5 protein-coding genes are annotated in these 6862 nt (G+C 71.8%); 4 read left to right on the plus strand and 1 reads right to left on the minus strand.

Annotated features, from left to right (window positions below; translation table 11 throughout):
* The 3 genes from O3Q52_RS46175 to nudC form a co-directional block, all read left to right on the plus strand.
* A partial coding sequence (locus O3Q52_RS46175; protein ID WP_269654466.1) for a 3'-5' exonuclease occupies positions 1-2125 on the plus strand: 2125 nt, incomplete at its 5' end.
* Positions 2126-2135: 10 nt separating this feature from the next.
* Complete coding sequence (locus O3Q52_RS46180) at positions 2136-3539, plus strand: dipeptidase (protein WP_269654467.1); 1404 nt, start codon at positions 2136-2138, stop codon at positions 3537-3539.
* Between the two features lie 85 nt (positions 3540-3624).
* On the plus strand, positions 3625-4572 hold the full coding sequence (gene nudC, locus O3Q52_RS46185; RefSeq protein ID WP_246575274.1) for an NAD(+) diphosphatase: 948 nt from the start codon (positions 3625-3627) through the stop codon (positions 4570-4572).
* Between the two features lie 12 nt (positions 4573-4584).
* On the opposite strand, the gene O3Q52_RS46190 is transcribed toward nudC, so the two are convergent.
* On the minus strand, positions 4585-4827 hold the full coding sequence (locus O3Q52_RS46190) for a mycoredoxin (RefSeq protein ID WP_055610529.1): 243 nt from the start codon (positions 4825-4827) through the stop codon (positions 4585-4587).
* 239 nt (positions 4828-5066) lie between these two features.
* On the opposite strand from O3Q52_RS46190, the gene O3Q52_RS46195 reads away from it, so the two are divergent.
* Positions 5067-6862, plus strand: a 1796-nt coding sequence (locus tag O3Q52_RS46195) for an ATP-dependent helicase (RefSeq protein WP_269654468.1), incomplete at its 3' end; no start/stop codon positions are given.

Raw genomic sequence — 6862 nt, forward strand, 5'->3', positions numbered from 1 at the left:
CCTCGCCCTCCTGGCACGCCGGGCCGGCCGCCTCGTGTCGCCCGCGCGCGGGGGGCCCGACGACGACCCCGACAGGCGGCCCGCCGCCGCCGTCGAGGGCATCGACCCGGCCGAGATCATCTCGCTCGCGGACGCCCTCGACACGTTCCTGGAGACACCCCTCGGAGGCCACGGGGACGACGACGGACTGCCCTTCTCCGCCGACGCCCGCGTACGGTTCGCACGCCTCGCCACCGAACTGCGCGACCTGCGCCGCTCGCTCTCCGACCCGCTGATGGACGTCCTGCACCGCGTCCTCGCCACCACCGGCCTGGAGGTGGAGCTCTCCGCGTCCCCGCACGCCCTGGCCGCCCGCCGCCGCGAGACCCTCTCCAACTTCCTGGACATCGCAGCGTCCTTCGCCGCCAACGAGGGCGAGGCCAGCCTCCTCGCCTTCCTGGGCTTCCTGCGCACCGCCGCCCAGTACGAGAAGGGCCTCGACAACGCCCTGCCGGGCGGCGAGAACACCGTCAAGGTGCTCACCGCGCACAAGTCCAAGGGCCTGGAGTGGGACGTCGTCGCGGTCCCCGGGCTCGTCACCGGCACCTTCCCCAGCAGCCAGGGCCGCGAGAAATGGACCGCCCAGGGCAAGGTCCTGCCGCACGAGCTCCGCGGTGACGCCGACACCCTGCCGGACATCGGCGCCTGGGACTCCCGCAGCATGAAGGCCTTCCACGAGTCCATGAAGGAGCACCAGCACACCGAGGAACTCCGCCTCGGCTACGTCACGTTCACCCGCCCACGCTCGCTGCTGCTCGGCTCGGGCCACTGGTGGGGCCCCTCCCAGAAGAAGCCCCGCGGCCCCTCCGACTTCCTGCAGTCCCTGTACGAGCACTGCGAGGCCGGGCACGGCGAGATCGAGGCCTGGGCGGACGAACCCGGGGAGACCGAGGAGAACCCCGCACTGCACGAGGCCGGCGGCGACCACGCCTGGCCGCTCCCGCTCGACGACGCGGCGATGGCCCGCCGGCGCGCGGCCGCGCAGACGGTCCTGGCCCACCTGGAGTCCGGCCACTCCCACGAGACGGCCCACCCCTCGTCCCACGACGCCCCGGACTCGTACGACGACCCGGACTGGCCGCCTCCGCCCGAGGACGACGAACCGCCTCACGACGAGCCCCCTTACGGGGACGACGACTTCCCGGATGAGCTTCCCTACGGGGACGGCCTCCACGAAGAGACCGATCTCACAGACGAGGCAGCCCGGGGCGACTGGGACTCGTGGACCACGAACCGTCCCAGGGTTCCGCACCCCACCCAGTCCCCGGACGCGCACCCCACCCGCTCACCGGACGGGCGCCCGCACCCCCCGGAGACGCCGCGCCCCGTCTCCGAGACCAGGCACCTCACCCCGGAGGAAGCCCGCACCGTCGCCTCCTGGGACCGCGACCTGGACGCCCTCACCGGAGAGCTCCTGCGGGCCCGCGAAAGCGTCACGGACGTCACCCTGCCTGCCTCCCTGACCGCCTCCCAGCTGCTGCGCCTGGCCGCCGATCCGGACGCCTTCGCACAGGAACTGGCGCGCCCCATGCCGCGCCCGCCCCAGCCTGCCGCCCGCCGCGGCACCCGCTTCCACGCCTGGGTCGAGGCCCGCTTCGAAGAGCTGCGACTGCCGATGCTGGAACCGGAGGAACTGCCCGGCAGCGAGGCCGAGATCGTCGACGAACGCGACCTGGAAGCCCTCAAGGACGCCTTCGAACGCACCCCGTACGCCCACCGCACCCCCTACCGCGTCGAGGCACCCTTCCAGCTCGCGATCGCCGGACGCGTCGTACGGGGCCGCATCGACGCCGTCTACAAAGAAGACGACGGCGACGGGACGACGTACGAGATCGTCGACTGGAAGACCAACCGCTCCCGCGACGCCGACCCCCTCCAGCTCGCCCTCTACCGTCTCGCCTGGGCCGAGCAGCACGACGTACCGCTGGAATCCGTACGGGCCGCCTTCCTGTACGTGCGCGGCGGCGAGGTCGTACGTCCCGGGAGCCTGCCCGACCGGGCCGCACTGGAGCGGCTCCTCCTCGAAGAACCACCCGATGGGGTCCCCGAGGAACCGCCGGACCAGCACGCGCGCGTGGACGGCTAGGCTCGTGACCATGAGCAAGACTCCGGACAGCGCCGTCCGCGCGTACATCGAGCAGCACCGCGCCGCCTTCCTCGACGACCTCGCCGAGTGGCTGCGCATCCCGTCCGTGTCGGCCCAGCCCGAACACGCCGCGGACGTACGGCGCAGCGCCGACTGGCTCGCCGCCAAACTCCAGGAGACCGGCTTCCCGACCTGCGAGGTCTGGGCGACACCCGGCGCCCCGGCCGTCTTCGCCGAGTGGCCCTCCGACGACCCGCAGGCACCCACGGTCCTCGTCTACGGACACCACGACGTACAGCCCGCGGCCCGCGAGGACGGCTGGGACAGCGACCCCTTCGAGCCCGTCGTCCGCGGAAACCGCCTCCACGCGCGCGGGGCCGCCGACGACAAGGGCCAGGTGTTCTTCCACACACTCGGCGTCCGCGCCCACCTCGCCGCCACCGGCCGTACCGCCCCCGCCGTCCACCTGAAGCTGCTCATCGAGGGCGAGGAGGAGTCCGGCTCCCCGCACTTCCGCGCACTCGTCGAAGAGCGGAAGGACCGGCTGACAGCCGAGGCCGTGATCGTCTCCGACACCAGCATGTGGTCCGAGGACACCCCCACCGTCTGCACCGGCATGCGCGGCCTCGCCGAGTGCGAGATCACGCTGTACGGACCCGACCAGGACATACACTCCGGCGCCTTCGGCGGTGCCGTACCCAATCCGGCCACCGCCGTCGCCCGCCTCGTCGCCGCCCTGCACGACGAGCACGCGCGCGTGGCGATCCCCGGCTTCTACGAAGGCATCGCCGAACTCACCGACCGCGAGCGGGAACTCTTCTCCGAGCTGCCCTTCGACGAGGAGCAGTGGCTGCGCATTGCCAGGTCGACGGCCATCCACGGAGAGGCCGGACACACCACCCTGGAGCGGGTCTGGGCCCGCCCCACGGCCGAGGTCAACGGCATCGGCGGCGGCTACCAGGGCCCCGGCAGCAAGACGATCATCCCGTCCTCGGCCATGGTGAAGCTCTCGTTCCGGCTCGTCGCCGGACAGGACCCCGACCGCATCGAGAAGATCGTCCGCGCCTGGACCGCCGAGCGGCTGCCCGCCGGAATCCGCCACGAGATCACCTTCGCCGCCGCCACCCGCCCCTGCCTCACACCGCTCGACCACCCGGCGCTGCAGTCCGTCGCACGCGCCATGGGCCGCGCCTTCGAGCAGGAGATCCGCTTCACCCGCGAGGGAGGATCAGGGCCCGCCGCGGACCTTCAGGACGTCCTCGCCGCACCCGTGCTGTTCCTCGGCATCTCGGTCCCGTCCGACGGCTGGCACGCCCCCAACGAGAAGGTCGAACTCGACCTGCTCCTCAAGGGCGTCGAAACCACCGCCTACCTGTGGGGCGACCTGGCCGAGAACTGGCGCGATGCACACTGAAGAAGCCCCGTCGCACACGTCCTGCCGGACAGCCGCTGAACCACCCGCCGAAACAACCGTTCCACCGGGGGAGTTGGAAGCACCCGTGACCACCTGGACCGACCACACCGCCGACCGTCCCATCTCGCTCACCGCCCCGAGCGGCATCGACCGGGCCGCCCACCACCGGCTCGACGAGGCCTGGCTCGCCGCGGCGTGGAGCCACCCCACCACCCGCGCCTTCGTGGTCTCCGGCGGCCAGGTCCTCATCGACGAGACGGCCGACGGCACCACCGAACTCGTCATGACCCCGTCCTTCGAAGCGCCTCTCACCGAAGCACACCGCTACTTCCTGGGCACCGACGACGACGGCGTCAGCTACTTCGCACTCCAGAAGGACGCCCTTCCGGGCCGCATGGACCAGTCCGCGCGCGCGGCCGGCCTGCGCGAAGCCGGCCTGCTCCTCTCACAGCGCGACGCCGGCCTGATGGTGCACGCGGTCGCCCTGGAGAACTGGCAGCGCCTGCACCGCTTCTGCTCCCGCTGCGGTGAACGTACGGTGATCGCGGCGGCCGGTCACATCCGCCGCTGCCCCGCCTGTGGCGCCGAGCACTACCCGCGCACGGACCCCGCCGTGATCATGGCCGTCACCGACCACGAGGACCGCATCCTTCTCGGCCGGCAGGTCCACTGGCCCGAAGGCCGCTTCTCCACGCTCGCCGGATTCGTGGAGCCCGGTGAGTCCATCGAGCAGTCGGTCCGCCGCGAGGTCTTCGAGGAGGCAGGCGTCACCGTCGGCGAGGTCGAGTACATCGCCAGCCAGCCCTGGCCCTTCCCCTCCAGCCTCATGCTGGGCTTCATGGCCCGCGCCACCTCGGCGGAGATCAACGTCGACGGCGAGGAGATCCAGGAAGCCCGCTGGTTCTCCCGCGAAGACCTGCGGGCCGCCTTCGAGTCCGGGGAGGTCCTGCCTCCGTACGGCATCTCGATTGCGGCCCGCCTGATCGAGCTGTGGTACGGCAAGCCCCTGCCGACGCGCGGAGCGGCCGCCTGAGGCACGTACCGACTACGCGCCGATCTTCTGCTTGACCTGCGCCAGCGAAGGGTTCGTCAGCGTCGAACCGTCCGGGAAGAGGACGGTGGGAACTGTCTGGTTCCCGCCGTTCGCCTTCTCCACGAAGGCCGCGGACGCCGGGTCCTGCTCGATGTTGATCTCGTTGTACGTGATGCCCTCGCGGTCCATCTGGCCCTTCAACCGGCGGCAGTAGCCACACCACGTGGTGCTGTACATCGTCACAGTGCCCAGCATGTCTCTCATGCTCCTTCGCTGCAGGGGAGTGCGTGTTCGCAGTGATGGAACGTACGCGACCTGGCCGCCATTCCCATACGCGGCAGGGGAGAGAGCCGATCCACACGGCGGAGGACGGCCCGGCGAAAGGGGGGCTGCCGCCGGTGCCGAGCCGGACGCCTGCCGCATTAGTACGACTGCAAGCGCCTCCCTGTGGACAACCGGCGCACCCGTCTCCGCCGACCTGGCAGCATGGCGGGGTGACAGCAGCAACGCATTCCACCCTCTTCCCGCAGGCCCCTGACACGGCCGACGCGGTACTGGAAGGGCTCGACCCCGAGCAGCGCGAGGTCGCCACCGCCCTGCACGGCCCGGTGTGCGTGCTGGCGGGAGCCGGTACGGGCAAGACCCGCGCCATCACCCACCGCATCGCCTACGGAGTGCGCGCCGGGATCCTCCAGCCCTCCAGCGTGCTCGCCGTCACCTTCACCAACCGCGCCGCCGGAGAGATGCGCGGCCGGCTCCGCCAGCTCGGCGCCTCCGGAGTCCAGGCCCGCACCTTCCACTCCGCCGCCCTGCGCCAGCTCCAGTACTTCTGGCCGAAAGCCGTCGGAGGCAGCCTGCCGCGGATCGTCGACCGCAAGATCCAGCTCGTCGCCGACGCCGCGGCCACCTGCCGTGTCCGCCTCGACCGCGGCGAGCTGCGGGACGTCACCGCCGAGATCGAATGGTCCAAGGTCACCCAGACCGTCCCCGCCGACTACGCCGCCGCCGCGGCCAAGGCCGGCCGCGAGGCCCCGCGCGACCGTGCCGAGATCGCCCAGCTCTACGCCGCGTACGAGGACCTCAAACGCGACCGCAGCGTCATCGACTTCGAGGACGTACTGCTGCTGACCGTCGCCATCCTCCAGGACCAGCACGACATCGCCGAGGCGGTCCGCGCCCAGTACCAGCACTTCGTGGTCGACGAGTACCAGGACGTCAGCCCCCTCCAGCAGCGCCTCCTCGAACTGTGGCTCGGCGAGCGCGACAGCCTCTGCGTCGTCGGTGACGCCAGCCAGACCATCTACTCCTTCACCGGCGCGACCCCTGACCACCTCCTCGACTTCCGCACGCGCCACCCCGGAGCCACGGTCGTCAAACTCGTCAGGGACTACCGCTCCACCCCCCAAGTCGTCCACCTCGCCAACGGCCTGCTCGCCCAGGCCCGCGGCCGCGCCGCCGACCACCGCCTGGAGCTGATCTCCCAGCGCACCGCGGGCCCCGAACCCGGCTACACCGAGTACACCGACGAGCCGGCCGAGGCCGAAGGCGCCGCCCGCCGCATCCGCGACCTCATCGCCTCCGGCATCCCCGCTAGCGAGATCGCGATCCTCTTCCGTACGAACTCGCAGTCCGAGATCTACGAACAGGCCCTCGCCGACGTCGCGGTGCCCTACCAACTGCGCGGAGCCGAGCGCTTCTTCGACCGGCCCGAGGTGAAGAGAGCCATCCACGCCCTGCGCGGTGCGGCCCGCTTCGGGGGCAACGACTCACTCCTCGACGACGCCCCGGACCTGCCCTCGCAGGTGCGAGCCGTCCTCTCGGGAGACGGCTGGACCCACCAGCCCCCCGCCGGCTCCGGGGCCGTCAGAGAGCGCTGGGAGTCCCTCGCCGCCCTCGCCCACCTGGCCCAGGACTTCGCCGCCGCCAAACCCGACGCCACCCTCGGCGACCTCGTGGCCGAGCTCGACGAACGCGCCGGCGCCCAGCACGCCCCGACCGTCCAGGGCGTCACCCTGGCCTCCCTCCACTCCGCCAAGGGCCTGGAGTGGGACGTCGTGTTCCTGGTCGGCGTCGCCGAAGGCATGATGCCGATCACCTACGCGAAGACCGACGAACAGGTCGAGGAGGAGCGCCGCCTCCTCTACGTCGGCGTCACCCGGGCCAGAGAGCGCCTCTCCGTCTCCTGGGCGCTGTCCCGCTCACCCGGCGGCCGGCCCAACCGGCGACCCAGCCGCTTCCTCGACGGACTGCGCCCCGGCTCCGCCACCACGGCGAACCGCGGCGGCGCGGC

Origin of the sequence: Streptomyces sp. ActVer (assembly GCF_027270795.1) — a bacterium.
GTDB classification, from domain to species: domain Bacteria; phylum Actinomycetota; class Actinomycetes; order Streptomycetales; family Streptomycetaceae; genus Streptomyces; species Streptomyces umbrinus_A.

Excerpts from the sequence above, each read along its gene's own strand:
- O3Q52_RS46180 (WP_269654467.1), top strand. The coding sequence starts at position 2,136 with ATGAGCAAGACTCCGGACAGCGCCGTCCGCGCGTACATCGAGCAGCAC.
- O3Q52_RS46190 (WP_055610529.1), bottom strand. The coding sequence starts at position 4,827 with ATGCTGGGCACTGTGACGATGTACAGCACCACGTGGTGTGGCTACTGC.